The sequence below is a fragment of the Geodermatophilus ruber genome (assembly GCF_900114385.1).
Taxonomy (GTDB): domain Bacteria; phylum Actinomycetota; class Actinomycetes; order Mycobacteriales; family Geodermatophilaceae; genus Geodermatophilus; species Geodermatophilus ruber.
Genome location: NZ_FOSW01000021.1, coordinates 18742 through 45637 on the forward strand (window position 1 = coordinate 18742; position 26896 = coordinate 45637).

Annotated in this window: 22 protein-coding genes and 1 pseudogene; 9 read left to right on the plus strand and 14 right to left on the minus strand. The window is 74.2% G+C overall.

Annotated elements, in window-relative coordinates; genetic code table 11:
- Positions 1 to 56: 56 nt before the first annotated feature.
- From BMZ50_RS22640 to BMZ50_RS22655, 4 genes are all read right to left on the minus strand, one after another.
- Entirely contained in the window at positions 57 to 935 is an 879-nt protein-coding gene (locus BMZ50_RS22640) for a hypothetical protein (protein ID WP_143087259.1), read from the minus strand.
- Between the two features lie 220 nt (positions 936 to 1155).
- Entirely contained in the window at positions 1156 to 2343 is a 1188-nt protein-coding gene (locus tag BMZ50_RS22645; RefSeq protein WP_091329784.1) for a glycoside hydrolase family 5 protein, read from the minus strand.
- A gap of 53 nt (positions 2344 to 2396) precedes the next feature.
- Positions 2397 to 4076 (minus strand): polysaccharide deacetylase family protein, encoded by a 1680-nt coding sequence (locus tag BMZ50_RS22650; protein ID WP_091329786.1) that lies wholly within the window; start codon positions 4074 to 4076, stop codon positions 2397 to 2399.
- A 599-nt stretch (positions 4077 to 4675) separates the two neighbouring features.
- On the minus strand, positions 4676 to 5107 hold the full coding sequence (locus BMZ50_RS22655) for a DUF4190 domain-containing protein (protein ID WP_091329788.1): 432 nt from the start codon (positions 5105 to 5107) through the stop codon (positions 4676 to 4678).
- Between the two features lie 168 nt (positions 5108 to 5275).
- Between BMZ50_RS22655 and BMZ50_RS22660 the strand changes: the two genes are divergently transcribed.
- Both BMZ50_RS22660 and BMZ50_RS22665 read left to right on the plus strand, forming a co-directional pair.
- Entirely contained in the window at positions 5276 to 7264 is a 1989-nt protein-coding gene (locus tag BMZ50_RS22660; RefSeq protein WP_091329790.1) for a glycosyltransferase, read from the plus strand.
- A complete protein-coding gene (locus BMZ50_RS22665; RefSeq protein WP_143087260.1) occupies positions 7261 to 8406 on the plus strand; it encodes a glycoside hydrolase family 26 protein in 1146 nt (381 codons plus the stop codon). Before BMZ50_RS22660 ends, BMZ50_RS22665 begins: the two co-directional genes overlap by 4 nt.
- Before the next feature lie 82 nt (positions 8407 to 8488).
- Here the strand turns inward: BMZ50_RS22665 and nrfD are convergent, their stop codons facing one another.
- From nrfD to BMZ50_RS25350, 4 genes and pseudogenes are all read right to left on the minus strand, one after another.
- The gene (nrfD, locus tag BMZ50_RS22670; RefSeq protein WP_091329794.1) at positions 8489 to 9514 is read right to left on the minus strand and encodes an NrfD/PsrC family molybdoenzyme membrane anchor subunit; all 1026 of its coding nucleotides are present in this window, start codon (positions 9512 to 9514) and stop codon (positions 8489 to 8491) included.
- Positions 9511 to 10521: a 4Fe-4S dicluster domain-containing protein gene (locus BMZ50_RS22675; RefSeq protein WP_091329797.1), complete on the minus strand. Its 1011-nt coding sequence runs from the start codon at positions 10519 to 10521 to the stop codon at positions 9511 to 9513. Before BMZ50_RS22675 ends, nrfD begins: the two co-directional genes overlap by 4 nt.
- A 22-nt stretch (positions 10522 to 10543) precedes the next feature.
- A pseudogene (fdh, locus tag BMZ50_RS22680) lies at positions 10544 to 13264 on the minus strand (formate dehydrogenase); the annotation flags it as partial.
- A 12-nt stretch (positions 13265 to 13276) separates the two neighbouring features.
- Positions 13277 to 13837, minus strand: coding sequence for a dehydrogenase (locus tag BMZ50_RS25350; protein ID WP_091329801.1), 561 nt, complete (start codon positions 13835 to 13837; stop codon positions 13277 to 13279).
- Between the two features lie 328 nt (positions 13838 to 14165).
- Here BMZ50_RS25350 and BMZ50_RS22690 point away from each other — a divergent pair, with 328 nt between their 5' ends.
- The 6 genes from BMZ50_RS22690 to BMZ50_RS22715 all read left to right on the plus strand — a co-directional run bounded on the left by BMZ50_RS22690 (position 14166) and on the right by BMZ50_RS22715 (position 21061).
- A complete protein-coding gene (locus BMZ50_RS22690) occupies positions 14166 to 14975 on the plus strand; it encodes an MBL fold metallo-hydrolase (protein ID WP_245753814.1) in 810 nt (269 codons plus the stop codon).
- Positions 14972 to 15598: a DedA family protein gene (locus BMZ50_RS22695; protein WP_091329803.1), complete on the plus strand. Its 627-nt coding sequence runs from the start codon at positions 14972 to 14974 to the stop codon at positions 15596 to 15598. Before BMZ50_RS22690 ends, BMZ50_RS22695 begins: the two co-directional genes overlap by 4 nt.
- Positions 15595 to 17733 (plus strand): phage holin family protein, encoded by a 2139-nt coding sequence (locus BMZ50_RS22700; protein WP_091329805.1) that lies wholly within the window; start codon positions 15595 to 15597, stop codon positions 17731 to 17733. The genes BMZ50_RS22695 and BMZ50_RS22700 overlap by 4 nt, the downstream gene beginning before the upstream one ends.
- A gap of 63 nt (positions 17734 to 17796) precedes the next feature.
- Positions 17797 to 18774: a glucosyl-3-phosphoglycerate synthase gene (locus BMZ50_RS22705; protein ID WP_091329807.1), complete on the plus strand. Its 978-nt coding sequence runs from the start codon at positions 17797 to 17799 to the stop codon at positions 18772 to 18774.
- A 110-nt stretch (positions 18775 to 18884) separates the two neighbouring features.
- Positions 18885 to 19847 (plus strand): glucosyl-3-phosphoglycerate synthase, encoded by a 963-nt coding sequence (locus BMZ50_RS22710; RefSeq protein WP_091329809.1) that lies wholly within the window; start codon positions 18885 to 18887, stop codon positions 19845 to 19847.
- Positions 19844 to 21061, plus strand: coding sequence for a glycosyltransferase (locus tag BMZ50_RS22715; protein ID WP_091329862.1), 1218 nt, complete (start codon positions 19844 to 19846; stop codon positions 21059 to 21061). Before BMZ50_RS22710 ends, BMZ50_RS22715 begins: the two co-directional genes overlap by 4 nt.
- Here the strand turns inward: BMZ50_RS22715 and BMZ50_RS22720 are convergent.
- A complete protein-coding gene (locus BMZ50_RS22720) occupies positions 21006 to 22094 on the minus strand; it encodes a zinc-dependent alcohol dehydrogenase (protein ID WP_091329811.1) in 1089 nt (362 codons plus the stop codon). The genes BMZ50_RS22715 and BMZ50_RS22720 overlap by 56 nt on opposite strands.
- Positions 22094 to 23056 carry a Gfo/Idh/MocA family protein gene (locus tag BMZ50_RS22725; RefSeq protein WP_091329813.1) on the minus strand — a complete coding sequence of 321 codons (963 nt, stop codon included), beginning with the start codon at positions 23054 to 23056 and terminating at the stop codon, positions 22094 to 22096. Before BMZ50_RS22725 ends, BMZ50_RS22720 begins: the two co-directional genes overlap by 1 nt.
- A gap of 334 nt (positions 23057 to 23390) precedes the next feature.
- Here BMZ50_RS22725 and BMZ50_RS22730 point away from each other — a divergent pair, with 334 nt between their 5' ends.
- Entirely contained in the window at positions 23391 to 24098 is a 708-nt protein-coding gene (locus BMZ50_RS22730) for a TetR/AcrR family transcriptional regulator (protein ID WP_091329816.1), read from the plus strand.
- A gap of 11 nt (positions 24099 to 24109) precedes the next feature.
- Here BMZ50_RS22730 and BMZ50_RS22735 read toward each other — a convergent pair whose 3' ends face one another.
- The 4 genes from BMZ50_RS22735 to BMZ50_RS22750 form a co-directional block, all read right to left on the minus strand.
- On the minus strand, positions 24110 to 24703 hold the full coding sequence (locus BMZ50_RS22735; protein ID WP_091329818.1) for a TetR-like C-terminal domain-containing protein: 594 nt from the start codon (positions 24701 to 24703) through the stop codon (positions 24110 to 24112).
- A 122-nt stretch (positions 24704 to 24825) separates the two neighbouring features.
- A complete protein-coding gene (locus BMZ50_RS22740) occupies positions 24826 to 25158 on the minus strand; it encodes a hypothetical protein (RefSeq protein ID WP_091329820.1) in 333 nt (110 codons plus the stop codon).
- An 85-nt stretch (positions 25159 to 25243) separates the two neighbouring features.
- Positions 25244 to 26131: a 1,4-dihydroxy-2-naphthoyl-CoA synthase gene (locus tag BMZ50_RS22745; protein ID WP_091329822.1), complete on the minus strand. Its 888-nt coding sequence runs from the start codon at positions 26129 to 26131 to the stop codon at positions 25244 to 25246.
- A 34-nt stretch (positions 26132 to 26165) separates the two neighbouring features.
- The gene (locus BMZ50_RS22750; RefSeq protein WP_143087262.1) at positions 26166 to 26753 is read right to left on the minus strand and encodes a hypothetical protein; all 588 of its coding nucleotides are present in this window, start codon (positions 26751 to 26753) and stop codon (positions 26166 to 26168) included.
- Positions 26754 to 26896 lie beyond the last annotated feature (143 nt).

Here is a 26896-nt window from a genome sequence, read left to right on the forward strand (position 1 = left end):
GGTCTCCCTGCGGCCGAGCGTGAAAAGACGCATGACCTGACCTGCCTCCGGATCCGCTAGCCGGCCGCCTCGAACATCGCCCCGTACGCCGCCCACGCGCGCCGGCGCACCGCCCTCACCTGCGGCCGTTCCAACTCAGCGCGACGGGCCTGCTTGGCCAGGCGCCGCCGTTCCGACGGCACCCACTCGTCGGGATCCGCGGCCGGTGCCGGCCGCCGCTTCGGATCGGCGAGTGCCGCGAGGACCTCTGCCCGGGAGACGCGGCCCGACTCGAAGGCGATCATCGGCCAATCGGTCGGACGCAGCCGGACCAGTTCGGTCACCAGTGGTTCGTCCTCGGCGTCCGGCAGCCGGAACACCGTCCCGAAGCGGTCGTTCAGCCGGTGTACAGCGGGCTTGATGTCGCGGGTCACCTCCTCGAAGTCGGCGACGACGAACGAGTCCCGGTACGGAAGCAGCCGCTCGTGGAAGCGGGCATACGCGAACAGCGCATCCCGCACCGTGACGTGCGGCTCCTGCACCGCTTGCGACAGGGCGGACTCGTCAGGATCCCGCACCAGCACGAGCGTCGGCAGCGCACGTCGAGCGGCTTCGATGATCTGCGCGGGAGCATGCAGGTGATGGGCCAGCCGAATCGGACGCTCCTGGGCGAGCTGGAAGGCGTAGACCAGATAGGTGCTCGCCGCACGGGTGTATCCGTCGATGACCAGCTCGGTGTCCGGTCCGATCACCTCAGGTGTCGGCCCGGGGTAGCGCCTGCGGGCGAGCGGCAGGTACAGCGCCGGCCGCTCGCTCAACCAGGTGCGCGCGACATGCCGAGCACGCCCCCATGCGCTGGGACGTCTCGAGAGCGGAGTCCTCGGCCGGTGCGGCACCCGTCTGTGGTGCACGTGGAGTTCGGGCATGCCCGAACGTTTCGCGGCGCGGGTGTTCACGAGTTGCTCCTGGGTTCGGAGGCGCCATGCTCCGGCTCGTTCACCGAGCCGGCGGGGACATGGCGACGGCGGCCGTCTGGTCGTGCGGGGACACTAGGGGCGGCCGGCACGGGATCGGGGCCGTCCCGGTTCGGTTCTTCGCCGGCATCCCGTTCCCCGGCGCAGTCCGCACGCAGGACGCCCGAGTACTCGCCCTGCGTGAAGAAGCCGGCTGCCACCTTCACTCGCTGTTCCCGGCCAGCCGCTCCCGGACCTCTCTGCCCCAGAACGGAGTCGGGGTCCCCTCGTAGTCGGAGATGAGCGAGGCGCAGTCATTCCAGACGTTCCATGTCCACGCTGTGTAGCTGGCTCCGTGCGCGTCCAGCCAGTCGAAGGCCCGCTCGGAGAAACCGGCCTCGGCCACGTTCGCCGGCGTGCAGTTCTCGTCCAGGTCGGGGCCCACCTCCCCGGCGTAGAGCGGCACGACCGATGCGACCCTGGCCAGCACCGTGTCGAAACACGATTCGTCCGCGCACCGGTTGTGCGGGTAGGCGTGGAACGAGGCGACGAGGTTGTGGAGGGGGTCGACGGGCTGGTACTCCAGCCACCGGTCCAGAGCAGCCGCCCAGTCGATGCCGCCCACGGCGATCACGTTGCGTGCACCGGTGGCGCGGATGGTCGTGATGAGCTCGTTCATACCGGCCGCGGTGTAGGTCTGCGAGGCGTTGCGCGACGGCAGCCGGCAGCCACCGTCGCGCCAGCACGACCAGGCGCGGCGGCTGTCCGCCTCGTCGAACGGGAACGGTTCGTTGAACACGTCGAACACCACTGCGGTGTCGTCCTTGAAGGTGGTGGCGACCCCGCGCCAGAAGTCCGGGCTGTGGCTCCGACTCGGCATCTGCTCCTGCTCCAGCGCGCGGGCCCGACCCGGTGCCGAGCGATGCAGGTCCAGGACCACGACGAAGCCGTGGCTACGCAGGAGGCTCACGAAGTGGCGGATGGCCTTCTGGTACGCGGCTCCCCCGTAGGCCCGCTGCACGCCCGGTCCGAGCCAGCACTGCTCGTTGAGGGGGACGCGTACGGTGTTCGCGCCCCTCCAGGTCATCATCGCGGCCACCGTCGATGCCGACATGCGAGTGTTCCGAGCCGCGTGGCTGTCGAAGATGCCCCAGCCCTGGGCGCAGGCGTACTCGGCGCCGGAGTTGTTGAAGCCGAGCAAGCGGACCGGAGCGCCATCCTGGTCGACGAGTTGGTTGCCCCGGACGTTGAGGGCGGTGATGTGGCCCCGGGCACCGGTCACGGCCGCCGGTGACGAGCTCGGGGACTGTGCGGAGTCGACGAACGATCTCGTCCCGGACGCTCGGCCGACGACCACGAGGATCAGCAGGACCCCGACCGCCACGGCCGTCCAGCGCGTGCGGTGGGACATCGGCTGTTCCTCTCACCCGGACGACGGCCACGACGGGGGCGGAGCACAGCGGCTCAGGGGCCGTTGGCCACGACTTCCCGGACCGTCTTCACCGTCGTCCCGGGGGGCGCGTCGTGCTGCAGCCAGTCCAGGAAGGCGGTGAGGGCGCTCTCCTCCACACCGTCGGCCATGCAGGCCGCGAACTCGGGATCGCTCGGCCTGCAGATGCTGTGGAAGACCACCTGCACCCAGCCGCCACCTGAGTCGGCCGCCGTCACGATGGCCCGCTGGAGGCGGTCGAGGGTGAGGGGGCTGTTGCCGGAGACGCCGACCGCCCGCGTGGAGAACGGGTCGACCGGCGGGATGGTGTCGGGGACGACCACCCCATCCGGGGAGACGCTCTGGGTCGACCGGGCCGACCGGTAGCCGCAGGACTCCACCAACTGCCGGGCCGCCGCGTCCGCCTTGCCGTACGGGTAGGCGAAGCTCTGCGGGTCCAGTCCCATCTGCCACAAGCGGGTGCGGTCCCGGCAGATCTCGTCGCGTTTGACGGATTCCGGTATCCCGGGATCGGTGAGATCGACGTAGGTCGACGTGTGGCCGCCGATCTCGTTGCCCTGCATGAGCAGGCGGAAGATCGCCTCCCAGCTCAGGTGGTTCGGGTTGCTCCCGGCGAAGGGGTTCTCCCCGTCGATCAGCCCGGTGTTGACGAAGAAGGTCCCGTGCATCCGGTGGGCGCGCAGCGCATCCCCCGCCAGTTCCTGGCTGGCGTGGCCGCCGTCGAACGTGAGCGACACGACCGTCCTCGGTGCGGGGAGCGGAGGCTGCGGCGGCGCCCCCATCACCTCGCGCACCGTCCGCACGGTCGTGCCCGCCGGGGCTCCGTCCGCGGTCCCGGCGTCGTGCAGCCAGCGCAGGAAGGCCGACAGCACGGCGTCGTCGACGGGCTTCACGCTGGACATGCAGTCCTCGTACGCCGGGTCCGTGGAGTGGCACACCTCGTTGAAGACCAGCGGGATCCAGTGCCGGTTCCCCGCGCCCGCCGTCACCGCGCGCTGCAACTCCTCCAGGGTGAGCGGGGACGGGGAGGTCCGATCGGGGTTCCGCACCACGAAGGGTTCTTCCGGAGGCAGCGGGATGGCGGCCGCGGCCGGGCCTTGATCGGCGAACAGCCCACCGATGACGCGGCCGGACGAGTACCCGCACGAGGCGACGAGGTCGGCCAGCGAGCGGTGAACGGTGGAGAAGTCGTACGTGTGCTTGCCGGCGGGATAGGCGAAGCTGCGCGGGTCCAAGCCGAGCCCGGCGAGTCTGTCGCGAGCCCCGCAGACCTGCTTCTGCTTGTCGGCGTAGTCCTGGGCGGGATCGGGCAAGGGGATGGTGAGGTCGCGAGCATCCTGGGTGGAGCCCCCGATCTCGTCTCCCTCGCGATAGAGCTGCTGGGCCTGCTGCCAGCTCATGCAACAGGGGCCGTTGGCGTCGATCGGACCGGTGGGCACGTAGAAGGTGCCGCTCATGCCGTACTGGCGCAGCAGGGGCCGGGCGTAGCGGTACTGGCTCGCCTTCCCGCCGTCGAACGTCAGGGAGACCACGGTGCCCCGCGGTCCGCCCGGGGCCGCCCCCGACGAGGGATCCTCGCTGGTGGTCCGGGCGAGGGCCCACACGGAGGCGGCCACGACGCACGGGACGAGGACGAGCAGGATGGCCCACCGCAGCCGTGAACCGGGGCGGCGGGGTCGTCGGGAAGGGGTCATGCCACTGTCTCCTGGCGGATCACCGCAGAACAGGTGGCCTACACGCGGGCCCGAATCGCCCGGCGGGCCGTCAGCAACCCGAATGGTTCGTCATGGACGGGTCCCCGTGCGGTCTGGACGATACCGAGGCTCCGCGCCGCCTCGGAAGGCCTCGAAGCAAGGCGTCCCCAATTGTCCGGGCGCACCGACACCCATTGACGTACACGGCAAGAAATGGTCTCGGAGAGCGATCACTCTTCGCGCACGCCGAAATACACCAGTTGGCAGGCGTCCTGCTGCGGTGCTCACAAATGGTTTCGCGCTGGCCATGCCGACGTCGAACACCCCGAACCGGGTCAGCAGCGACCCGCGGCCCCCTCCAGGGCAGAAATGGCGATTTCTGCCCTCTCATCAGGGCCTCCGCGAGCCGAGGACGGCGGACAGCGCCGCCTCCAGCGGTCCGCCCCGCAGGTCATCTCGAAACGAGACCGAATCCTGGTGCGCGCAGACCACGGGGCGCACCGCCGGACGGGCGTCGACCGCAGGCGCACCGAGCGGGCGCGACGGCGCGCTCTCACCGTGGGTGCGCTCAGAAACCCCGAGCCGACGGCCGGGGCCGCTCAGAACCCCGAGCCGACGGCTGCGGCGAGGAGGATCGTGAAGAACGCGAGCGCGCCGATGATCCCGCAGACCAGGCCCGCGGTCGCCAGGCCCGCGCTGCCGCCGGCCCGCTTGATCTGGGACATGCCGACCCCGCTCAGCGCGATGCCGACGATCGCGAGCACCAGCCCCAGGCCCGGCACCCAGAACAACAGCAGCCCGAGCAGGCCGGTGACGAACCCGGCGATCCCCAGCCCGTTGCCCGGCACCGGCTGGCCCGGGAACGGCGGCGGGTAGCCGTACCCCGGCGGCACGGGCGCGCCGTACGGCTGACCGCCGTACGGGTCCTGCCCGTAACCGGGCGGCGGCGGGTACTGCGGGCCGCGCGGATCCACCGGCAACTGGTGGGGACCCTGACCCTGCGGCCAGGTCGGTTCCTGGGGGTTGCTCACGGCGTCGTCGTCCTTCGGGCGGCCGGTGGGACCCGGCCAGTCTGCGCCGTGGTCCGGCCGGCGGCCCGCGGGTCTCCCCCCGAGGGGTGATCCCCGCCGTCCTCGCCTCGCGCGGAGTCCGCCGGGGACCGATGGGTTCCGCATGCAGTGCGACCTGGGCAGACGCCCGTGAGCCGGTCCGCCCCCGCGCGCGGCCGCCACCGGGCGACCCGTGCCTCCGCCGGCTTGCGGCCCGCCCCGGCGCGCCCGGCCGCCGTCCGCCGGCGTCCGCGGCCGGGCGGCGAGCTGCCCGCCCCGGAGAGCACCGCGCGCCGCGCCCTCCTGCACGCGGTCGCCGTCGGCGCGATCGCCTGCACGGTGGTCTACCTCGTCTGGCGGATCGGCTGGACGATGCCCTCCGGCGACGCGCTCTGGCTCGGCATCCCGTTCCTGCTGCTGGAGCTGCACGGCTTCGTCGCGCTCGTCCTGTTCGTCGTGACCACCTGGGACGTCACGCCCACCCGCGAGCGGCTCCGGACCCCGCCCAAGGCCGGCCCGCAGCCCAGCGTCACCGTGCTGATCGCGACCTACAACGAGCAGCTCGAGGTGCTGCTGCCCACCGTCACCGCCGTGCTCGCCATGGACGGCGACCACGAGACCTGGATCCTCGACGACGGCGACCGCCCCGAGGTCGCCGAGATGGCTCTCGCGCTCGGCGCCCGCTACGTGACCCGCCCGGTGCACGACCACGCCAAGGCGGGCAACCTCAACCACGCGCTGCGGATGGTCACCACCGACCTGATCGCGGTGTTCGACGCCGACCACGTGCCCGAGCCGGACTTCCTCATCCGCACCGTGCCCTACTTCGCCGACCCGCAGCTGGCGCTGGTGCAGACCCCGCAGGACTTCTACAACCAGTCCTCCTTCGAGCACCACCACCCCGGCTCGGCGCTGCACGAGGAGTCGCTGTTCTACCGGGTCATCCAGGCCGGCAAGCACAACGCCGGGGCGGCGTTCTGGTGCGGCACCAACGCCGTGCTGCGGGTGTCGGCGCTGCGCAGCGTCGGCGGGGTGGCCACCGAGACCCTGACCGAGGACTTCCACACCACCATGCGGCTGCACGCCGCCGGCTGGCGGACCGCGTACCACAACGAGGTCCTCGCCAGCGGCCTGGCCGCCGGCACCCCGGACGCCTTCTACGCCCAGCGCCGCCGCTGGGGCCGCGGCGCCATGCAGGTGCTGCGCGTCGACAACCCGCTGACCACCCCCGGGCTCACCCTCGCCCAGCGGCTGAGCTACGCCTACTCGCTGTCGGCCTGGTTCGACTCCTGGCGCACCCTCGGCCTGGCGCTGCTGCCGGTCGCGGTGCTGGCCACCGGGCTGTTCCCGGTCAGCACCGACCCGTGGGCGTTCCTGTTCTTCGCCGGCTCGGCGTTCGTGCTGCAGCAGGCGGCGATCACGCTGCTCGGCCGCGGCTTCGCCCGGGCGGACTTCTCGCTGCTGTTCGACGTGCTGCGGCTGCCCTCCAACCTGGCGGCCACCCTGTCGCTGCTGCTGCCGGGCACCGGCACCTTCGCGGTGACCGCCAAGGGCCGCACCGGCGAGGACCGGGCCCGCGCCCGGGTGCCGTGGGTGCTCTGGGCCCTGGCGCTCGTGCTCGTCTCCGCCGTCGGCTACGCCGGACTCTCCCTGGCCGGGCTGACCCCCACCCGCTACCCGGCCACCGTGACCGCCGCGGTGCCGCTGCTGTGGCTGGCCGTGACCGCCGGCTTCGTCGGGACGGCGATCGCGCGCATCCGCAGCTCCCGGTTCGGCACCGAGCGGCGGGACGGGCACCGCTTCCCCCTCACCGTCCCGGCCACGCTCGACGGGCTGCCCGGGGGGATGGTCGACGTCTCCCTCGGCGGGGCCCAGGTGCGCCTGCCCCGTCACGCGCTTGCGGTCGGCACCGAGACCCTGCTGGCCATGTGGGTGCCCGACCGGCGCGAACCGATCATCTTCGAGGTCGTCGTCCGCTCGGTGCAGGGCGACCGGCACCGGCTGCAGTTCCGCTCCCGGGACTGGCGCGCGCTGGCCGCCCTCTCCGCGGCCGCCATGGGCGTGGCCGCGCTGAAGTGGGCCCCCGCCGCCGCCGGTACCGCCGTCCGCCCCGGGGCACGCGTGCTGGAGCCGGCGTGAAGCGCGCCCTGGCCGCGGCGCTGGTGCTGGCCCTCGCCGGCTGCGCGCCCGCGGAGGAGCAGGCCGAGCGCTCGACGTGCGCCCCGACCCCGGCCGCCGACCTCGTCCCGGCGTCGGGCGCCTACCTCGGCGTCAACCTCGAGTGGGGCCGGCAGACCCTGGCCGAGTACGCCGCCGACCTCGGCGAGCAGCCGGCCGTCGCGGTGAGCTTCGCGCACTTCCCGTTCGCCCCCGGCGAGGAGCGCAACCTCGACCTCGCGGTCGACCAGCTGGCGGCCGCGGGCGGGATGCTGCTGCTCACCCTCGAGCCGCACGACGGGCTGCCCGCCGTCACGGGGCCCGCCTCCGGCGACCTGGCCGAGCGGCTGGACGGCTGGAACCGCCGCGGCGTGCCGGTGATCGTCCGCTTCGCGCACGAGATGAACGGCTCCTGGTACGCCTGGGGGCAGCAGCCGGCCGAGTACGTGGCCGCGTTCCGCCGGGTCGCCGACGCCGTCCACGCCGGCGCACCCGGCTCGGCGATGATGTGGGCGCCCAACTACGGCGGCGGCTACCCGTTCGCCGGCGGGGAGCACCAGGGCGACGATTCCGCGCTGGACACCGACGGGGACGGCACCGTCACCGGCGCCGACGACCCGTACGCCCCCTACTGGCCGGGGGAGGACGCCGTCGACTGGGTGGGCATGTCCCTCTACCACTGGGGCAGCGCCTGGCCCTGGGGCGAGAACGAGGTACCCGAGCCGGGCAAGTTCGTCGCCCAGCTGACCGGCACCTACGCCGGGCTGGCCGGCGACGACCGGGGGCTGCCGGACTTCTACGGCGTCTACGGCGAGCAGCACGGCAAGCCGGTCGCCGTCCCGGAGACCGCGGCGCTGTACGCGCCCGGCCGCCGCGGCGCCGCCGAGCTGGAGCTCAAGCAGGCGTGGTGGCGGCAGGTCTACGACCCGGCGATCGCCGTGCAGCTGCCCCGGCTGGCGATGGTCAACTGGTTCGAGTGGGACAAGGACGAGCCCGAGATCGGCGGCCGCGTCGACTGGACGGCGACCACCGGCACGATCGGGAAGGCCTACGGCGCCGACCTGCCCGGCTGGGCGCGCTGGGCCGACGCCGTCCCCCGCTGCGGGTCTCCCCCCTCCCCGTGATCATGGGGTCGTTGCCGCAGGACACGACGTTGCCAGCGGGTCGGGCGATGACAACTCCATGATCGACTGCAGCTGCCGGGCCTCAGCGGGTGACCGCGCCCGAGCCCTTCCCCGCCTCGATCCGCTCCCGCTGCGGGACGACGATGTACTTCGGGTCCTTCGCGCTGGCCATGCCGGCGTCGAACACCCCGAACCGGGTGAGCAGCGACCCGGCGGCCAGCAGCACGCCGGACAGCACCGCACCAGGCCGCCGCCGCCCGGCGACGACGGTGAGCGCCGCGCCGGCCGCGGTGCAGGCCTTGGCCGCGCGCAGCAGCCTCCCGGCCCGGCCCTCGTGGTAGGGCTCGCTGACGATGCCGTGGTCGTGCTCGACCCGGTGCATCGCGGCCAGCTCGATCGCCGCCCCGGCCACGGCCATCTTCCGCGACGGGCCGGCCTCCTCGACCGGCGTCAGGGCCATCGTGAGACCGCCGCCGGCGGCCATGGCCGAGCCGCCGAAGACGAACGGCAACTGCTCGTGCGCCGCGTGCCACGACGGGACGGCGGTGTTGGACAGCAGCACCGCGGTGTAGGTGGCCATCGGCCCGCCGAACAGCGCCGACACCGCCCCGCCGAAGCGCTTGAGCCGCGGGAACCAGCCCAGCAGCTCCACCGCCGCCGTCGCCCCGGCCGCCGCGCTGAACGGCGACAGGATGTAGGTGCCCACCGACAGCGGGGACGTCGGCTTGAAGATCCGCAGCATGTGCAGGAACCGCTCGGGCCGGCCCAGGTCGTGGACCAGGAAGCCCACCGAGGCCATCGAGCCGCCGCCGGCGATGAACCGGGCGACCCGGCTCAGGTGCGGCCGGCCGGTGACGTCGGCCAGCGCGCCGAGCACCGCCGACGAGCCCGCGGCGCCACCGAGGAACAGATACAGCGGCACGTCCGGCGTCTTCCACACCGGGGGCTTGATGATCGGCCGGCCGTAGTACGAGGTGAACTCGACGTCGTCCACCATCGGCATCTCGGCGTTGCGCCGTCCGCCGCCCCTGCGCCGGCGCTTGCCGTTGCCGGCCCACCGGTCCGCCCGGCGCCAGCCGCCGCCCGGCTGGGTGATCCCCTCCGTCACCGCTTCCTCCGTGAGCCGAGGACCGCCGACAGCGCCACCCCGACGATCATCGCTGCGCCCTTGGCCGCGGCCCGCCACATCGCGGGCAGGTCCCGGGTGGTGACCACCGGGTCCGGCGGCAGGCCGTAGACCTCCGGCTCGTCGAGCAGCAGGAAGAACGCCCCGTTGCCGCCGACGCCGTCGTTCTCGTCCCGGCCGTAGAGCCGCGCGCCCTCCACGCCCTGCGCCTGCAGCGTCGCCAGCCGGGCGTCGGCGCGGGCCTGCAGCTCGTCGAGGTTGCCGAACTGGATCGACTGGGTGGGGCAGGCGGTCGCGCACGCCGGCTGCAGCCCGTCGGTCAGCCGGTCGTAGCAGAGGGTGCACTTGAACACCCGGCCGTCGTCCTTGCGCTGGTCGATGACGCCGTACGGGCAGGAGGGCACGCAGTAGCCGCAGCCGTTGCAGATGTCCTGCTGGACGACGACGGTGCCGAACTCGGTGCGGAACAGCGCCCCGGTCGGGCAGACGTCCAGGCAGCCGGCGTGCGTGCAGTGCTTGCACACATCCGAGCTCATCAGCCAGCGGATCTGCTTGTCCGCGCCGGAGGTCGCCGCCTGCGGGTCGAACTCGGTCAGCGCCTCGGTGTTGAGCACGTTCGCCGGCCGGTCGGCGCCGGGCAGGCCGACGGCCGGCATCGGCAGGTCGACGGTGCGGCTCTGCTCGATGAACGCCACGTGCCGCCAGGAGTTGGCGCCCAGCTGGCCGGTGTTGTCGTAGGACATCCCGGTCAGGCCGATGACGTCACGCGTGCCGTGCGCGTCGTCCATCGGCAGGAGGTTCCACTCCTTGCAGGCCACCTCGCACGCCTTGCAGCCGATGCACACCGAGGTGTCGGTGAAGAACCCGACCCGCGCCGGGTGGTCGGCGTCGTAGCCGGCCTCGCCCTGGACGTCGGGCAGCGGCCCGAACAGCCGGTTCTCCGGATCCCGCCCGGTGAAGGCCGGGCTCGCCGAGCTGATCGAGGTCATGCCGGCCTCCTCTCTGCCGTGCTCACGATGCGGTGGATCCCTCTCCGGCGACCGCCTCGACCGGGTCGCGCCCGTTCAACCCGACCTTCCCGGAGGCCACCCCGGCCCGCCGGCGGTAGGACTCCACGAACTCCAGCAGCTCGGGCCCGCGCGGCCGCGGTCCGGGGACGATGTCGCACGTGCTGACCTTCGACTCCTGGATGTGGGTGTTCGCGTCCAGCACGATCCCCAGCAGGTCGTTGGCCGAGTCCCCGGTGGAGATGCCGGCATAGGCCCAGTGGTACGGCATGCCGATCTGGTGCACGACCCGGCCGTCGCGCAGCCGGATCGGCCGGACCCGCTCGGTCACCAGCACCTTGGCCTCGATCGCCGTGCGCGCGCTGACCAGCGTGGCGAACTCTCCGTTGGTGAGCCCGCGCAGCTCGGCCAGCTCGGGGCTGACCTCCACGAAGAACTCCGGCTGGAGCTCGGCCAGGTAGGGCAGCGTGCGGCTCATCCCGCCGGCCGTGTGGTGCTCGGTGAGCCGGTAGGTGGTGACGGCGAACGGGTAGACCTCGCTGCGCGTCGGGTTGGCGCGGTTCCAGGGCCCGTCGATCATCTCGAGCGTCGGGTTGGCCTGCTGCTTGTAGAACCCGTTCTCGACGACCGACTCCGCCGGCTCGTAGTGCGCCGGCAGCGGGCCGTCGACCAGCCCCGCGGGCGCGAACAGCCACGCCTTGCCGTCGCCCTGCATGACGAACGGGTCGATGCCGGCGATCGCGTCCTGCGCCCGCGCGCCCTCCGGGGGCACGTAGTCCGGCCGCTTCTGCGCCTCGAAGTCGGGGACGTCGAGACCGGTCCAGCGGCCGGCCTCCTCGTCCCACCAGACGTACTTCTTCCGCTCGCTCCACGGCTTGCCGGACGGGTCGGCCGACGCGCGGTTGTAGAGCACCCGGCGGTTCAGCGGCCAGGCCCAGCCCCACTCGGAGGCGACCTGCCCCTGCTCGCGGCCGGGCTTGCGGCGCGCGGCCTGGTTGACCTCGTCGGCGTAGACGCCGCAGTAGATCCAGCAGCCACCGGCGGTCGAGCCGTCGTCCTGCATCTGCAGGTAGGACGACAACGCCCGCCCGTCCGGCCCGGTGCCGTTGATCTCCCGCAGCACGGCCTCGGCGCTCGGCTCGGCCTCGGGGCCGTGCGTCGGGTAGTCCCAGGTGAGGTCCAGCAGCGGGCGGTCCCGCGGGTCGGTGGAGTCCTTCAGCCGTTCCCGCAGGATGCGGCCCAGGTGGTAGTAGAACCACAGGTCGCTGCGCGCCTCACCCGGCGGGTCGACCGCCTTGTGCCGCCACTGCAGCACCCGCTGGGTCTGGGTGAAGGTGCCCTCCTTCTCCGCGTGCGAGGCCGCGGGCACGAAGAAGACCTCGGTGGCGATCGACTCGGGGGCCAGTTCCCCCGTCTCGATCTCCGGGGCCTCCTTCCAGAAGGTCGCCGACTCGATCATCTGCAGGTCGCGGACGACGAGCCAGTCGAGGTTCGCCAGCCCGAACCGGTTCATCCGGCTGTTCGGGTGGCCGACCGCCGGGTTCTCGCCCACGAGGAAGTAGCCGGAGACCTCGCCCCGGATCATCGCGGCGATCGTCTGGTACGAGCTGTGGTCACCGCTGATCTTCGGCAGGTGGTCGAAGCAGAAGTCGTTCTCCGCCGTCGCGGCGTCCCCGAACCAGGCCTTGAGCAGGCTGACCGTGTAGGCCCGCTTGTTCCCCCAGAAGCCGGCCTTGCCGGCGGCGTCGGCGACGTAGTCCTCGAGCGTGTCGTGCTGCAGCACGTGCGGCATGGGCAGGTAGCCGGGCAGCAGGTTGAACAGCGTCGGGACGTCGGTCGAGCCCTGGATGCTCGCGTGCCCACGCAGCGCCATGATCCCCCCGCCGGGGCGGCCGATGTTGCCCAGCAGCGTCTGCAGGATCGACGCCGTCCGGATGTACTGCGCGCCGACGCTGTGCTGCGTCCAGCCCACCGAGTACACCCAGGCCGTCGTCCGGTCGCGGCCGCTGTTCTCCGTCACCCACCGGGCGACCTGCAGGAACACCTCCGGCTCGATGCCGCAGACCTCGGCCACCATCTCCGGCGTGTAGCGGGCGAAGTGTCGCTTGAGGACCTGGAACACGGTGCGCGGGTGCTGCAGCGTCTCGTCCCGCTTCGGCTTGGCCGGGATCGGCGGCCCGCCGCTGCCGGCGGCCTGGGCACGGTCGGACCGCTTCACGTCCGGGTGCTGCTCCGAGCGCTCCTGCTCGGCCGCCTTGGCCGGGTCGTCGCCGTTGGTGTGCGGCGGCTCCTCCGGCTCGTACTGCCAGCTGGCCTCGTCGTAGGTGCGGTTCTCCGGGTCGAAGCCGGAGAAGAGGCCGTCGAGGTCCTCGGCGTCGACGAACTCCTCGCCCACCAGCGCCGCGGCGTTGGTGTAGGCGACCACGTACTCCTTGAAGTACAGCTCGTTGTCGAGCACGTACTTGATCAGGCCGCCGAGGAAGGCGATGTCGGTGCCGATGCGCAGCGGCACGTGCAGGTCGGCCAGCGCGCTGGTCCGCGTGAACCGCGGGTCGATGTGCACGACCTTCGCCCCGCGCGCCTTCGCCTCACCGACCCACTGGAAGCCGACCGGGTGGCACTCGGCCATGTTCGAACCCTCGATGACGATGCAGTCGGAGTTCGCGAGGTCTTCCAGGGTGTTCGTGGCACCGCCACGACCGAACGTGGTCCCCAGACCGGGGACCGTGGCGGAGTGCTATATGCGGGCCTGGTTCTCGATCTGGATCGCGCCCATGGCGCTGTAGAGCTTCTTCATGAGGTAGTTCTCCTCGTTGTCGAGGGTCGCCCCTCCGAGGCTCGCTATCCCCATGGTGCGGTTGACCCGCCGGCCCTCGTGCTCGTCCTGCCAGCCCTTGCGGCGGGCGTCGAGGACGCGGTCGGCGATCATCTCCATCGCCGTGTCGAGGTCGAGGTCCTCCCACTCCGTCCCGTACGGACGCCGGTACTTGACCGTGGTGACCCGGGTCGGGCTGGTGACCAGCTGCTTGCTCGCGCTGCCCTTCGGACACAGCCGGCCGCGGCTGATCGGCGAGTCCGGGTCGCCCTCGATCTGGATGATCTGCTCGTCCTTGACGAAGATCCGCTGCCCGCAGCCGACCGCGCAGTAGGGGCAGACGCTCTGCACGACGCGGTCGGCGGTGGCCGTGCGGCTGACCACGTTCTCGGTCGCCCTGCTGCGCGCGGCCCGGCCGCGGCCGAGCGGGTCCGGGCCGGTCAACTGCCGGAACACCGGCCACGAATCGAGCCAGGTCTTCACGCGCCCCACCTTGCCATCTGCTGCCGGGCCCGACCTGTCGAACCCGGCGTAGCGCTCCCCCGTCGGGGCTGGTATACGGCCCACTCCGCCCGGGCGCGCAGGGCTTCGCGCTCTCCCACCCGGTGGAGGCCAGCCAGCTGACCGCCCCGGCCCGCGCTCTTCCGTGATCATGGGCTTCCTGCCCGCCGCTGCGGCGCGTCGTCGCGTGTTGCCCGCAACAACCCCATGATCACGGCAGGACTCCCCATGATCACGGGCAGGACTCGGCATGATCACGGCCCGGTCCGAATCCGGTCGTCTCGTCAGCGGGGAGGCCGATACTGGGCCCGTGAGCGATCCGGAGATGCACTTCCTCGGGCACTCGACGGTCCGCGTCGAGCTGGCCGGGCACACGGTGCTCACCGATCCACTGCTCGCCCCGCACGTCGGGCTGCTGCGCCGGGTCGTGCCGGCCCCGCCCCCGGCGAGCTGGTCGGGCGTCGACCTGGTCCTCGTCAGCCACCTGCACGGTGACCACCTGCACCTGCCCTCGCTGCGGATGCTCGACCCCGACGTCCGGATCGCCGTCCCCCGGGGCGCCGGGGCGTGGCTGCGCGCCCGCGGGTTCCGGTACGTCGAGGAGCTGATGCCGGGCGAGTCGTTCCGGCACGGCGAGCTGCGGATCACCGCCGTCCCCGCCGAGCACAGCGGTCACCGCTGGGGGCCCCGGCTCACCCACGGCCCCGACACCGACGCCGTCGGCCACCTCGTGGAGGGCGCCGGGCGCACCGTCTACGTCAGCGGCGACACCGACCTCTTCGACGGGATGCACCTGCTGGGCGCGCGCGGCATCGACGTCGCGCTGCTGCCGGTGTGGGGGTGGGGACCCACCCTCGGCCCCGGCCACCTCGACCCGGCCCGCGCCGCCGCGGCCACCGCCCGGCTGCGGCCGCGGGTCGCCGTCCCGGTCCACTGGGGCACCCTCGCCGTCCGCGGCACCACCGTGCTGCCGGGTCTGCGCGGGCGGATGCGCTCGCTGCTCACCGAGCCGCCGCACACCTACGCCGCCGAGGTGGCCGCGCTCGGGCTCGACACCCACGTGGCGGTGACCGAGCCCGGCCGGCCGGTGCTGCTGCCGGCCGCGACGGAGATCGCATGAGCAGCGCGCTCGCCGGCCTCTCCGACGGGTCGGTCATCGGCTACCCGGTGCTGTTCGGCGGCGTGCTGCTGGGCTCGATCGTCCCCGTCGTCCCGACCGGTGCCGTGGTGGGCGCCGCCGCCGCGTTCGCGATGACCGCCGACGCGCTGAACCTGCCGCTGGTGCTGGTGGTCGCCACCCTCGCCGCCTGGACCGGCGACGTGGTCACCTTCGCCGTCTGCCGGTTCGGCGGCCCCCACGCCGTGGGCTGGGTCGCCCGCGGCCAGCACGCCGAGCGGCTCGAGGAGGTCCGCGACCAGTTCCGCCGGCACGGCTGGCAGATCATCGTGATCGGCCGGCTGCTGCCCGCCGGCCGGATCCCGGTGCTGCTGGCCGCCGGGGCGCTGAGCTACCCGTGGCGGCGGCTGCTGCCGGCGTCGCTGCTGGCCGCCTTCCTCTGGGCGCTGGCCTACGTCTCCCTCGGCGTGATCAGCGGCGGCGTCTTCGACTCCCCGCTCACCGCCGTGCTCATCGCCACCGCGCTGGTACTGCTCGCGGGCGCGGTGCTCAACCTGGTCACCTCCCGCCGGCGGCGGGTCCCGACCGGGAAGGCCTCCGAGCCCGACTCCTGTCGACCGGCATGACCCGGCACGCTCCGGTCGGCCGGGTCCTGCAACGCGGCCGGACGCCGGCCCGCGTCCTGCTCACCTGGGGGGCCTCCACCGCCGCGCTGGTCGCGCTCGACGCATGGCTGGCCGCCTTCTCCATGCCCGCGGCCTGGCAGCCCCCGGTGGCCGCCCTGCTGCTCGGCCTGCTCACCGCGGTGATCTGGCCGCTGGTCATGCGGGTGGCGCTGCCGATCGCCTTCTTCACCCTCGGGCTGGGCAGCTTCCTGCTGCTGGGCGCCGCGGTGCTCGGCCTGTCCTTCCTCATCCCCGGCGTGGTCATCGCCGACCTGGGCACCGCGCTGTGGGTGGCGCTCGGCATGGCGGCGGTGTCCGGCCTGGTGAGCAGCCTGCTGGCCATCGACGAGGACGAGCTGTTCTTCCGCCGTGCCCGCCGCCGGGCCCGCTCCGCCGCGAGCGAGGGTCCCCGCCCGCCCGGGGTGCTGTTCCTGCAGATCGATGCGCTGTCCTACGACACCGCCCGCCGCGCCGTCCGCGACGGCTCGATGCCCACCCTCGCCCGCTGGCTGCGCTCGGGCAGCCACGTGCTGACCTCCTGGCACACCGACTGGAGCTCGCAGACCGGCGCCGCGGTCAGCGGCATCCTGCACGGCTCCAACCACGACATCCCCGGGTTCCGCTGGTACGACAAGGACCAGAACCGGGTGGTGCGGGTGTCGCACCCGGGTGACGCAGCGGCCATCGAGCGGCGCATCTCCGACGGCCGCGGGCTGCTCGCGGGCGGCGGCGCCAGCCGCGGCAACCTGTTCACCGGCGACGCCGAGCACGTGAGCCTGACGATGAGCTCGCTGGCGCACGTGGTGCCCGCCCGCGCCCGCCGGGATCGCCGCCGCGACCGGGCCGGCTCGGGCTACTACGCCTACTTCGCCAACCCGGTGAACGCGCTGCGGACGATCGCCGTCTCCGCCGTCGACATCTACCGCGAGCTGGTCGCCGCCGCCCGGGAGCGGCGCGACGACGTCCGGCCGCGGGTGCCCCGCGGCGGCATCTACCCGCTGGCCCGGCCGGGGACGACGGTCATCTCCCGCGACGTCGTCGTCTTCGCGCTGCTCGAGGACATGCTCGCCGGCCGGCCGGTCGCCTACGCCGACTTCCTCGGCTACGACGAGGCCGCGCACCACGCCGGGCTGGAGCGGGCCGACAGCCTCGCCGTGCTGCGCAGCATCGACCAGCAGATCGGCCGGCTGCACCGGGCCGCCCAGCTGGCGCCCCGGGAGTACCACCTGGTGTGCCTCTCCGACCACGGGCAGACGCAGGGCGAGGCGTTCAGCCAGCGGTTCGGCGAGACGATCGAGGAGCTGGTCGGCCGGCTGTGCGGGACCGCGGGCGAGCAGTCCTCGACCGGCCCGCGCGACAGCCGCCGGCTCACCGAGGGCTGGCAGGTGGGCGCCGCCCTCGCCGAGGGCGGCCCGATCGCCCGGGCGCTGCGGCAGCGGGTGGAGCGGGCCGACGGCGCGCCGCACGAGCACGAGCCGCAGGCCCGCGGGCAGGTGCCCGGGGTGGCCCCCGGCGTGGTCGTCACCGTCTCGGGCCACACCGCGATGGTGTCGTTCCCAGCCATCCCCGGCCGGGTCTCGCTGGAGGAGATCGAGGCGCACTGGCCGCACCTGCTGCCCGGCCTGGTCGACCACGACGGCGTCGGGTTCCTGCTGGTGCACTCGGAGGAGTACGGGCCGGTGGCGCTCGGCCGCGACGGGGTGCACCGGCTGGCCACCGGCGAGGTCTTCGGGACCGACCCGCTGGCCCCGTACGGGGAGCACGCGCCGGCGCTGGTGGCCCGGGTGTCGGGGTTCCCGCACTGCGCCGACGTCGTGATCAACAGCCGGTACGACCCCGAGACCGACGAGGCCTCGGCGTTCGAACCGCACGTCGGCTCCCACGGCGGGCTCGGCGGCCCCCAGCAGCGCGGGTTCCTGCTGCACCCCCGGTCCTTCACCCCGCCCGGGGAGGTCGTCGGCGCCGAGCACCTGCACCGGGTGTTCCGGGGCTGGCTGACCGATCTGGGCCACCCCGAGCCGACCGGGGACGGCGCCGCCGTGGGCCCGCAGAGCACGACGGCGCTGCGCTCGGTGGGGAGCGCTGCCGGCCGGTGACGAACAGGTGAACTCCGGCGCACTCCGTAGCGGCACGCCGGTCCGCTCCCGGAAGGTGGAGCGATGAGGCCCGACGCGCGCGCGTGGTTCGACCAGCACACGACCGCGGCGCCGTCGCTGGAACGGCTGGACCTCGGGCGGCTGCTGCGCGCCAAGCGCCGCGGGCGGCACCGGATCAGCGTGGTCCTGCCGGCGCGGGACGAGCAGGCGACGGTCGGGGCGCTGGTGGCCGACCTGCGCGCGCGCTGGGTGCTCGACGTGCCCCTGGTCGACGAGCTGCTGGTGATGGACTCGGACTCCACCGATCGCACCGCGCAGGTGGCCCGGGCGGCCGGCGCCGAGGTGGTGGCCACCGCGGACGTCCTGCCCGCGCACGGCAGCCGCCCCGGCAAGGGCGAGGCGCTGTGGAAGTCGCTGGCCGCCACGTCCGGCGACCTCGTGGTGTTCCTGGACGCCGACCTGCTCGGCAACGTCGGCCACTACGTCCCCGGCCTGCTGGCGCCGCTGCTCACCGATCCGCAGATCGACTACGTGAAGGGCTGCTACACGCGGCCGCTGGAGGTCGACGGCGAGATCCGGCCGGCCGGCGGCGGGCGGGTCACCGAGCTGACCGCCCGCCCTCTGCTCAACGCGCTGTGGCCGGAGCTCGCCGGCTTCGTGCAGCCGCTCGGCGGGGAGTACGCCGGGCGCCGGTCGGTGCTGGAGCAGGTGCCGTTCGTCTCCGGGTACGGGGTGGAAATCGGACTGCTCATCGACCTGCTGTGCGTGACCGGGCTGGCCGGGCTGGCGCAGGTCGACCTCGGCGTCCGCCGGCACACCTCGCAGAGCGAGCAGGCGCTCGGGCGCATGGCCGGCCAGGTGGTCTCCACCGTGCTCTCCCGGGCGGGGGCCGGGCACGCCGGGGCGGCCGGGCTGCTCACCCAGTTCGCCCACGACGGCGCCGCGTTCGTCCCGCACAGCACGCCGGTGGCCGTGGACGAGCGCCCACCGATGCGCACCGTGCCCGAGTACCGGGCGCTGCGCGCGGAGGGCGTGGGCTGATCGATCGCGGCGCGGCCGAACCGGGCGGAATCGGTGATCTTCGGGCATCCTGACCCGACGGGGGGTCCGTGCCGACAACGGTGTCGGCACCTGACCTGAGGGAGCCCACCGTGCGCCCTGACGTCCGCGACTGGCTCCACCAGCGCACCTTCTCCGCCGACTCGTGGTATGCGAGCGAGCTGCTCGCCGCGAAGGCCGAGCGCAACGCCACGGTCAGCGTCGTCCTGCCTGCGCTGGACGAGGAGCGCACCGTGGGCACGATCGTCTCGACCATCCGCGAGCGGCTCGTCGAGCGGTGCCCGCTGGTCGACGAGCTGGTGGTCATCGACAGCGGGTCCGTCGACCGCACGGCCGAGGTGGCCACCGCGGCCGGCGCCCGCGTGGTCCACGTCGACACCGTGCTGCCCGGCCACGGCTGCCGCCCCGGCAAGGGCGAGGCCCTGTGGAAGTCGCTGCACGTCACGACGGGGGAGCTCGTCGTCTTCCTCGACTCCGACCTGATCCGCTTCGACCACCGCTTCGTCATCGGCCTGCTCGGCCCGCTGCTCACCGACTCCACGATCGGCTACGTCAAGGCGCTCTACGACCGGCCGCTGAGCACGACGGAGGGGATCGTGCCCTCCGGTGGCGGCCGGGTCACCGAGCTGGTCGCCCGGCCGCTGCTCAACGCCTTCTGGCCCCAGCTGGCCGGGTTCGTGCAACCGCTGTCGGGGGAGTACGCCGGCCGCCGGACGCTGCTGGAGGAGGTGCCGTTCGTCTCCGGCTACGGCGTGGAGTTCGGGCTGCTGGTCGACCTGCTGCGGCGGGCCGGGCTCAACGCCCTCGCCCAGGTGGACCTCGGCGTCCGCCGGCACAGCCACCAGAACGACGCCGCCCTGGGCCGGATGGCCGGGCAGATCCTGCAGACCGCCCTCGCCCGGCGGCCGGGGGCCGGCCGCCCGGAGGGCGAACTGCTGCAGTTCCTGCGCACCGGCGACGGTCTGGAGGCGGTCAGCTGGGACGTCACGGTCGTCGAACGGCCACCGATGCGCACCCTCCGTGACGCCGAGGCCCGCGCGTGGCGGCAGGCATGAAGATCCTGATGGACGCCGGCCCGTGGCTGCCGGTGCCACCTCCGGGCTACGGGGGCCTGGAGAACGTCGTCGCCACGCTCACCACCGAGCTGCGCGCCCGCGGGCACAGCGTCGTCCTCGCGTCGGTGGGGGAATCCACGCTGCCGGTCGACGGGCTGGTGAGCGCCTTCCCCACCGGCCAGTTCGGGCAGCTCGGCGGCCCGTACCCGACGGTGGTGGGGACGGCGCACGCCCACGAGCAGGTGGTGCTCGCCACGCTCGCCGAGCACGCGCAGGCCGGTGAGCCCTTCGACCTGGTGCACACCCACGTCGAGGTGGTCGGCCCGGCCCTGCTCGCCACGCTGGGCGACGCCGGCCCCCCGGCGCTGGCGACCCTGCACTGGGACGCGCAGCGCAACGCCGCGTTCTGGGCGACCTTCGACGGCGCCGGCCGGGTGTTCTTCGCCGGCGTCTCCGACTCCCAGGTGGCCCGGGCGCCGGAACGGCTGCGTGAGCAGGTCATCGGCGTCGTCCCCCTCGCGGTGCCCACCGACGACGACCGGCCGCCGGTGCCGCGGGAGGAGCGGGCGGACTCGGTGCTGATGCTGGCGCGGCTGTGCGAGTTCAAGGGCGTGGACACCGCGCTGCGGGCCTGCCAGGAGGCCGGGGTGCCGCTGGTGCTGGCCGGTCCGGTCGGCGGCCTGCCCGACCGCAACGCGCTGGCCGCCGCGCTGGCCGTGCCGGGTCACCCCGCGCGCTCGCACCCCGACGTCGCCTGGTTCCTCGAGCACGTCGACCCGCATCTGGACGGCGTACAGGCCCGGTGGATCGGCAGCGTGGGCGGCGCGGCGAAGGCCGACCTGCTCCGCTGCTCGCGGGCGGTGCTCTTCCCGATCCGCTGGGAGGAGCCCGGCGGCACCGCGGTCTGCGAGGCGCTGGCCGCCGGCACCCCGGTGGTGGCGATGGCCCGCGGCTGCCTGCCCACGCTGGTCGACGACGGCCGCACCGGGTTCCTCACCACCGACGAGGCCGGGTTCGCCGCCGCGCTGCGCCGCCTCGACGAGATCGACCCGGCCGCCTGCGCCGCCGACGCCCGGCGTCGCTTCGCCCCCGCGGTGATGGCCGCCGGGTACGAGCGGCTCTACGAGCAGGTGCTCCGGCGGGCAGTCCGCAGGCGGGTCACGGTGCCGGCACCGCGAACACGGTCGACAGGGCCCGACGTCGCCGCGCGCTGAGCTCGGCGAACACCGTCGGTGCGTCGGCGAAGGGGACGACGTCGGTGAGCAGGTGCGCGCGGAGGGCGTCGCCCTCGGCGGCCAGCAGCTCGAGGGTGGCCGCCGACAGCCGGCGGCGGTCCCACGTCCCCGCCAGGCCGCGCGGCACCCGGCCGATCTGCGCGCACCGGATGCCCAGGCCGTTGTGGTGGAACTCCTCGCCCAGGTGCACGCCGGCCGCTCCGCCGGTGTAGTAGGCCAGGTCCACCACGGTGCCCTGCGGCCGCAGCACGCGCAGCGCGGTGGCCAGCGCCGCGTCCTGCCCGCGGCACTGGAAGACGATGTCGGCGCCGTGGTCGGCCGGCCCGTGTCGCCAGCGCAGCTTCAACTCGGCGGCGAGGTCGGGGGTGTCCTCGACGGCGCCGAGCCCGAGCCGCGCCGCGGCCGCCAGGCGTTCGGCGGTCGCGTCGACCACCACGACCTCGGCCGCCCCGTGCCGGCGGGCGAGCAGGCCGACGAGCAGCCCGATCGCCCCGGCGCCGGTGACCACGACCAGCCGGCCGCGGACGCCGGCGTCCAGGGTGCTCCCGCCGGCCTCGGCCGCGGCGTGCAACAGCCCGTTGGCGCAGATGGGGCCCAGGTGGGCGACGTAGACGCCGAGGACCGGGTCCAGCTCGTCGGGCAGCGGGACGACGTGCTCGGTGCGCGGGTCGCCGTGGTGGACGGTGGTGTGCCCGTAGGCCATCGCCACCAGCGCGCCCTCGGGGACCGCCGGCGTCCGGCTGCCGGTGACCCGGGCGACCTCCATGTAGCCCAGCCGCTCGACCGGGAAGTGCGCCGCCGGGCGGCCGGGGTCGAACAGGCCCAGCTCGGCGTCCCAGCCGGCGGCGAACCAGGGGCTGGTGCCGCGGTACCAGGTCAGCTCCGTGCCGGCCGAGAGCCCGGTGAACAGCGTCGCGGCGCGGAAACGCCCCTCGGCCAGGGCCGGCTCCTCGGTCTCGACGACGTCCAGCTCACCGGGGCGGGGCACCACCAGCGTGCGGACCGTGCTCATCACGCGCCGCCGTCCGGCCGGACGGCGGCGCCGGTGCGCACCGCCTCCGCGATCGCCACCGCGAGCCGGTGGGTGCGCGCCGCCTCGGCGTAGTCGACCAGCGCCTCGGGCGGGGCGGCACCGGCCAGCACGTCGACGAACGCCCGGTCGACGGCGGTGCGGGCGTGCACCGCGGGCGTGCGGCGCTCGGTGCCCCCGGCCGTGGTCACGGTCAGCTCCGTCTCGGTCAGCTCCAGGGCCACGCCCGTGCAGACGACCCCCACGCCGGCGCGGACCTTTGCGGCTGGGAGGCAGGCGGCGGTGACCGTCCCGACCGCGCCGGACTCGAAGGTGAGCAGCGCGGCGGTGGCGTCGTCGACGTCCCGCCCGGCCGCGCTCGAGGGGGCGGCCAGCGCCCGGACCTCGACCACCTCGCCGGCGAGCAGCCGGGCCAGGTCGAGCACGTGCGTCACCTGCTCCACCACCTGGCCACCGGAGCGCGCGCGGTCGGACCACCACGCCGGGGGCGGCACCTTGTCCAGCCAGGTGACGTCCACCAGCCGGGGCGGGCGGTCGGCACAGAGGGCGCGGGCCGCGGCGACGGTGTCCAGGTGCCGCCAGTGGTAGCCGGTCGCGGTGGGCAGCCCGGCCGCGGCCACGGCACCGGCCACCTCCTCGACCGGCGCCGGCCCGGTGGCCAGCGGCTTCTCCACGAAGAACGGCACCCCGGCACGCACGGCGGCCAGCTCCAGCTCGCCGTGCGCGAAGGGCGGCACGCAGAGCCAGACACCGTCGGGCGCCTGCGCCAGCAGCCGGTCGACGCCGTCCACGACCGGGATGCCGAGCTCCACGGCCAGCGCGTCGGCGGCGCCGGGGACCGCGTCGGTGATCCCGACCAGCTCCACGTCGGGGAAGCCCGCCAGCGTCCGCCCGTGCCGCGCGCCCACCCCACCGGCGCCCACGAGCCCGACCCGGACGGTCATGACGGCGGCCTGCGTGGGACGCCGACTGCTGCGCGCATGCCGAGCATCTGCCCAGGCCACGGCCGAGGAAACCAGCGACCGCTCCGGCCCCGGCCGCGCGGACCCGCGCGTTCCGCCGCGCTCCGGCACGATCGGCTCATGTCGCAGTCCGCCCACCCCGTTGCCGGTGGCCCGGCAGGCCAGGATCGCCGACGTCGCCCCCTACCTCGACGTGGTCGACCTGACCGCGCTGGTCAGACGCGGACCCGCGCCGCGGCGGAGGACTGGCCGGCCGGAGCACCGAACCGCCCGGGACCCGTCGATGATCATTACGCACCGGAGTTAGACTGATACTGTGGGTGAGCTCAGTGACCGGCGGGCCCGGAAGAAGGCGCAGACCCGCGAGCTGATCCGCCGGACTGCCCAGGACCTGTTCGCCGAGCGCGGCTTCGAGGCGGTCACCATCGCCGACGTCGCGGCCGCCGCCGACGTGGCCGTGCAGACCGTCTTCAACCACTTCGCCACGAAGGAAGACCTCTTCTTCGACGGCCGGACGCCATGGGTCGAGGGCGCCGCGGCGGCGGTGCGCACCCGGCCGCCCGCCGTCCCGCCGCTGACCGCGCTGCGGGGATACCTGGTCGAGTTGGTCGCCGGCCAGGTCGGCGCGGACGGCGATCCCGAGCAGCGGTGCTACCTCGCCACCATAGGCGCCTCGCCGGCGCTGCTCGCCCGGGAGCGGGAGCTCGTGCACGAGGCGGAGTGCCGGCTGGCCGAGGCGCTGGCCCAGGCGTGGTCCGCCGACGCAGCCCCGGTCGACGCGGGTCCCGCGTCGACCGACCCGGCCACCGCGGCAGCGCTCACCGCCGCCACGTGGCTGGCGGTGCCCCGGGTCCTCCTGACCGGCCGGCGCACGGAGGCCGCGAACGACACCGACGACGCCGCGATCGTGCCGCTGACCGAGATGATGCTGATCCAGCTGGAACAGGGGCTGCGCCCGCTGCACGGTGCGCCGCCCCGGTCGCCCGACGCCGGCTCCCCCCGGGGGGTGCGGCAGGCCGGCTGACCGGCCCCGCCTCAGGCCGCGGCCGTCTCCCGCGCCGGCTGCACGACGGGGACGAGCACGTCGTCGATCAGCCGATCCAGCTGCTCGGCCGAGAGCACGCCGGCGGGCGAGGTGAAGCGCCGCCACCAGAAGGCCTCCAGCACCGAGGCCAGCAGTGCCAGGCGCTCCTCGGCGACGACCTCCCCGCGCGCGGCCGCCCGCTCCCCCAGCTCCGCGACCGCCGCGGCCAGCGGGCGGACGAGCGCCTCGTCCAGCCCGGCCTGCAGGTCCTCGTCGTTGCGGGCGGCGCCGACCAGGCTCGCCGCGGCCCGCTCCTCCCGGTTCAGCGGCCGCCGCCAGCGCTCGACGAGCGCGGCGAGGTCGTCCCGCAGGGAGCCGGTGTCCGACGGGACGGTGACGAGGGTGAACCGGCGGATCGCGTGCCGGGCCATGGCGGCCATCGTGGGCCAGCGGCGGTAGATGCCGGCCTTGCCCGCGTGCGCCCGGGCCGCGACGCGATCGCTGTTGAGCTTGCCCCAGCCCTCCTCAGCGAGGATGTCCACGGCGACGGCCAGGAGCTGCTCCGACAGTTCGGCGCTCAGCGGGCGCCCCGGGGTGCCGGTCACGCCGCGGCCCCCTCACGACTGGTCATCACCGCGTCATCGTGGACGTTCATTGGAGTCACCACAATGACCGCGGCGAACTTTTTCTTGCAACCGTCAAGAAACGGGCCATGGGCGGCGCGAGATCAGGCTCCCGCGGCGCTCTCCACGTGAACCTGCAGGCCGGCACCGTCATCGACCAGCCAGCCCTTGCTGCCGGCGTACTCGAGCATGCCGTCCCACCGGCGGTCCCAGTCCTCCGTGGACGCCTGCGCGGCGGCCGCCGAGCGCAGCGCCGCGACGTCGAGGATCCCCGTCTCGGCGTCCTGCACCCGACCCAGCCCGGCCTCGCGCAGCACCCGGTCGGCCTCCCCGTCGGTCACCGCCCCCAGCGCCAGGTGCAGCCGGGTCAGGTCGTCGACGTCGACCACCCGCACCTCCGGCCGCTCGTCGGCGCCACCGACCACCTCGACGATCACTGCGGCCTCCTCGTAGGTCTCGATCCGCGGCCCTCCTGCAGGGCCCCGCCACGAGCCTGCGAGTGGTGGGGGCAGGAGGGCCCGTTCATACGTGCCAGGGGAACTGGGAGAAGTCGGCCGGCCGCTTCTCCAGGAACGAGTCGCGCCCCTCGACGGCCTCCTCCGCCATGTAGGCCAGCCGGGTCGTCTCGCCGGCGAACAGCTGCTGGCCGACCAGCCCGTCGTCGATGAGGTTGAACGAGTACTTCAGCATCCGCTGGGCGGTCGGGCTCTTGGCGACGATCCGCCGTCCCCAGTCCAGCGCGGTCGCCTCCAGCTCCGCGTGCGGGACCACCCGGTTCACCATGCCCATGCGGTGGGCGTCCTCGGCGGTGTACTCGTCGCCGAGGAAGAAGATCTCGCGGGCGAACTTCTGCCCCACCTGGCGGGCCAGGTAGGCCGAGCCGAAGCCGCCGTCGAAGCTCCCGACGTCGGCGTCGGTCTGCTTGAACCGTGCGTGCTCGGCCGAGGCGAGGGTCAGGTCGGAGACCACGTGCAGGCTGTGCCCGCCGCCCGCGGCCCAGCCCGGGACGACGCACAGGACGACCTTCGGCATGAAGCGGATCAGCCGCTGCGCCTCCAGGATGTGCAACCGGCCGCTGCTGTCGGCCGAGTGCTGGTAGCCGTACTTCCCCCGGACCCGCTGGTCGCCACCGGAGCAGAACGCCCAGCCGCCGTCCTTCGGGCTCGGGCCGTTGCCGGTGAGGATCACGCAGCCGACATCGGTGGTCAGCCGGGCGTGCTCGAGTGCGGTGATCAGCTCGTCGACGGTCTGCGGGCGGAAGGCGTTGCGCACCTCGGGCCGGTCGAAGGCGATGCGGACGACGCCGGCGTCCACGGCGCGGTGGTAGGTGAGGTCGGCGAAGTCGAACCCCTCCACCGGCCGCCACGCCGCGCTGTCGAAGATCTCGGAGACGTCGTCGCGGGCGCTCATGGACCCGAACCTAGTGCGCCCCGGGAACGGGCTGTCAGGGGGCGAGCCCACCCACGACTCCACCGACGGCGCCACCGAGGCCGCCCACCGCGCCGCCGAGCCCGCCGACGACCTCACCGACCCCGTCGGTGACGCCGCCGACGACGCCGCCCTCGCAGCCGCAGTCGCCGCCGGAACCGCTACCGCCCCCGGGGCCACCGTCCGACCCGCCGGAGCCGGCCTCGCCGGAGCCGCCGCCGCCCTCGGAGCGGCCGCCCGGCGACGGCGCAGCCGGGGCGGACCCGCCGGTGGAACCACCACCCGTGGAGCCGCCGCCCGTAGAGCCACCGCCGGTCGAGCCGCCGCCGGTCGGGGCTCCGGGGGCTCGGCTGCCCGCGGCCGTGCCGCCCGTCGCCGCGCCGGGGCCCGGAGGAGTGCCGCGCTGCGCGGAGGCCGGCTCGCCCGCGGCCGGGGCCGCTCCCCCGCCGGAGGGCGCGGGGCCCTCCCCACCGCTCCCCGGCTCCGGGTGCCCGGCCGGGTCGCCCACCGGCGTCCCCGGCGCGGGCTCGGCCGGCGCGTCGGTGGCGGGCGGGGTCGGTGTGCGGCGGCCCGCGGTGCTGAGGCCCTCGTCCCGATCGTCCACGGGCCGCTCCGTGCGGACCGGTCCCTCACTCACGGTCGCCTGCTGCGCCGGGCCCAGCGCCAGCATCACCAGCGACGCGGCGGCGAGGACACCGGCGAGGAACAGCAGGGCGAGCGGTCCGCGGGCGTGCGCCGCGTCGCGCA